General features: G+C 37.8%; 2 protein-coding genes. One reads left to right on the top strand and one right to left on the bottom strand.

Annotation, left to right across the window (positions count from 1 at the left end; all coding sequences use genetic code 11):
- The coding region (locus PHV30_08270) for a hypothetical protein (protein MDD5457012.1) at positions 1-1,548 on the top strand (1,548 nt) is incomplete at its 5' end.
- Positions 1,549-1,777: 229 nt separating this feature from the next.
- Here PHV30_08270 and PHV30_08265 read toward each other — a convergent pair.
- The coding region (locus tag PHV30_08265; protein ID MDD5457011.1) for a hypothetical protein at positions 1,778-3,784 on the bottom strand (2,007 nt) is incomplete at its 5' end.

Genomic DNA, 3,784 nt, shown 5'->3' with positions numbered 1-3,784 from the left:
GTCAGCGCTACTAAAGGTGTAATTGTTAAGCTTTCGGATGTAAAGTGGGGCGGTAAGGTTATCGAAATAAATGTACCCTTATGGATGCTGCCGCTTACTTTTATACTCCTGCCGTTCAGAATCAGACAATACATGAATCCGGGCAAATACGAGATACTGCAGGATGGAACAATTCTGGCCTATAACGAAGCCAAGAAAAACTGGCAGGTATGGATGGCCGATGTTGATGATCCCAATTTTGTGCAGAACAAGAATGGTATCGCCCAGGCTGTAAGAAGTATGGAAGATGATGCCAGGGCCGGAGTTTCAACTTTTTTTAATAACGACCAGGCCAATGCCATATTTGTAAAAACAACTCTGGAGGAAAGAGAGTCTTTGAAGTTGTTTTATGAAACTCTTAAGGAAGAAACAATAAAAGCTAAAGATCCCAAAAAAAGAACAACAGGAACGACCGACAAACTGAAAGATTTGAAATATATATACCTGAATGCGTCAGACGATATGGATATGTTGGAAGAAACAAGATTATCCATTTCAACGAGCAAAATAAGAGAATTGAACAAAGGGCTAAAAGGATTTGCGAGTATAGAAGCCAAAAAAGAATATCTACGTAAATATATCGAGAGCTTATGCCTGAATAGTAAATCCTTATTAACAGGGAGTGAAATAGGTACAGAAAGTATGCTTAATACCATAAAGAATACGTCCTCTATACCCGCCACTCAGAAAGAAAAACTTACAACTACATTACATGATCTTACTTATGTAGGCGACAAGCAGGACATAGTTATTGAAGCCGATTTGCTGAGAAAAGTTCTTAGCGACGACACCAAGAGGTCCGGCTTTATCGGTTTTCTGGAATATGTCAGGACTATAAAAAATAATGACCGGGTTCTAAAGCACCTGGTGTTAAATATCGACTCGCAGTTCCTGGCTTATTTTTTTAACAGAGTACCCGTAGAGGGCTACAAGATCAGGTTTGCACAACAGCATTTCTCTCAGATAGACAGAGCTGTGAGTAAAAATGAAATAGCCAAGTCTTTAACGGAATTCGCTAAAAAAGTTAATAAATTTTCAGTATTCAGCAACGAGATTATGGCCAGCCTGACCACTGATAAGAAGTTGGTGGAAGCCCAGGTAACAGGTGCTTCAAACAATCCAGAATTTGCTGTTATACATCTTGATTTACAGACCAAAAGTGAGACGCAATATTTAATTAAAAAATTTAATCTTGAATTCGATAAAAAAGCGCAAAAACTTTATGTTGTTGACGGACAAAAGAAGACTTTGATCGAGAACTTGTCCTCAGAGAATCAGGATATTTTTTATAGAGCTTTATATTATGTAATAATTGGAGGCGTTGAAGTTAAGCCTGTTGTAATTGAACTTTTTAAAGCCTTAAATCTTCAGGCTGGTGAAATGAGAGATTTGGTTGATAACAGCGCTAAAGGTTTGCTCAGATTAACAGAGAGTAAAGCCGAGCAAAATAAAATAGAAGCCAACAGAAAAGATATTGATGTCCGGATTGGGAAAGTTCTAAAAAATTAATTAATCCAAGTCGACCAAGTAATTCTTTCATTCCGCCTCTCTCAGTCACTTCGTGACCTCTCTCTCCGCCCGCGGAGAATATCTGTCCGATTCGTCTCGGCGAAGCAGTTAGGCGAAGACGGAAGGCATGAGAAGAGGCGTCATAGTAATTAGGGAATCTCCAATAGAGCGAATTACTTCCGAACGAAAGAATGGAGACGGCAGAATCGTACTTAATTAAGCTTAACCCTTATAATTCGCTATTAAAAGCTACATAGTTCATATATTCTTTAAAAGTGGGGATATCATCTATGTTGAAATGGTTTTGTTTGTCTTTTAAAGATAAATTTGATTTATTTAAAATTTTTTTAAATATTTCGCTATAATCTTTAAATTTACTGTAATGATAGTTCAGGTCCTGTGTTCTCACAAAATAATTGCCTTCATAGAAAGTACTAATAAAAAGCATGCTTGATGTTTTTTTATCTTTGGCATCGTTAAAGATTCTTGTGGCAAGTTCTTTTGAGTCAGAAAATAAATATTGCGGTAGTGAAGCCAAATAATTTTTCCCATCATCCAATTGCTTTATCCAGAAGGCGCTAGTTTGATTTATATATTTAACTACGCTGGCAAACTGTGGATTGGAACAATTAAGATCGGCCATGGGGCATTGGTTATAGATATAATCCGCGTAATTAATGTGTAACGTATAAATGATCCTTCTGGTTATTGCATATGGCGTCATTGTTGCCAGTTGTCTGTACACAGACTCCAGAAATTTTTCCTCGTTATTCTGGTAATGCTTTTGGATCACATATTGGATGATCAGGTTGTTTAATTCTTTACTGTTGTCATTATTGTTATTTACAATATTTTCAAAGAGCAGGGCCATATAAATAAGACCTTCTTTTTCATTGTTATTTTTAAACAGTTTATCCATTTTGTGAAATAAATTTTGTTGGGTGTCAAAGGACAACAGTTTGTAGTACATCTGCTCATCAGTATTGGCTACCTCAATGTTTACCTGGGGATCATCATATTGGCCAAGATAAGCATAAACTGAAGTTTTGTTTTTGCCATTATAATTATAAGCCGAATCAGGTTTGGTCGAATTTTTAGTTATTTTGTCCAGATTAAAGCTCACGGCCTGATCGGTTTTTTGTTTTACCAGGTCATCTTTTACCAGCGCTGCAAAGTCTTGCGCAGATTGTAATTTGCGGAAATCCTGCGTCATCATTCTGTCCTGGTGATCATAAACTACCAGTCTTTTAAAGGGTCTTACCCTTAGATATTCTTTGTTAGGCAGGGTTTTATTATAATTTCTGTCATCCAGATAAAGCGGTGTATGTTCTTTGCTTAATTTCCCTAAAACATCCTGATCACTTACTTTTGCACCGGGAGCAACAGGTGTAGGCGATGTTTCTGCGTAGCTTGCTTTTTTGCCGACTTCCGGTTCGATTTCCCTTTGAACTATTCGGGGCTCATATTTAATAACAGGTTTAGGGGGTTCCTGCGGGGATGCAGCTGCAGGCCTTGTTTCAACCGGTCTTTCCGAATTATTTTGTTTACTTGCTTTGCCGGTAAGAGTTGCCCAGAAACCGCGTGATTTTTTGGCTTCTTCTACAGGTTCATATTTTTTTAAAAGACGCAGAGAATTTTCAGCCTCATCCCGGTTGATTTGAAATTTATCCATCAAAAAGTGTACACTCAGATATTCTACAAAACTTTTTTTAGGTCTGCCGTTATTTTCAAAATAGTCATTACTTTTCATGTAGTTTATTATGGCGGAATGAATTGCACTGCTTGCGGAGGTTGTAGGTTTCCCCCTACCAACCGGGCGGCTGGCCATTGTTGAATTGGTAGAAGGTATAAGCACAGCTGGTTTAGAGGCAGCTTCTTTGAATAATTGGGCCAGTTCCATTTCAGATTTTTTATCGTCTATTTTCCAGAAATTTATAGCAGACACATACTTGGCCAGTCTTCCGGGCCTGCCATCTGCTTCCAGATAACCATGGGTTTTTAAATCGCCGATAATTTCCCGGGCTTTATTTTTATTTTTGCATCTGTTTAGAATTTCCTGTTCCAGATTTATTCCGCCAGGAATTTCAGATGCTGCGGCAGGTTGTGTTTCATAAGCTATGACCGGCCTTGGTTCTCCATATGGAGCCCTGGTATGTGTCTGGAAATTAGCTTTTACATATTTACGCAGAGACTTGGTCATTTGTTTTAAAATTTCTTTATTTATGGAACTTATATC

It is taken from the genome of Candidatus Margulisiibacteriota bacterium (assembly GCA_028715625.1).
GTDB lineage: Bacteria > Margulisbacteria > Riflemargulisbacteria > GWF2-35-9 > GWF2-35-9 > JAQURL01.
This window is presented reverse-complemented; position numbering and strand designations above follow the sequence as displayed.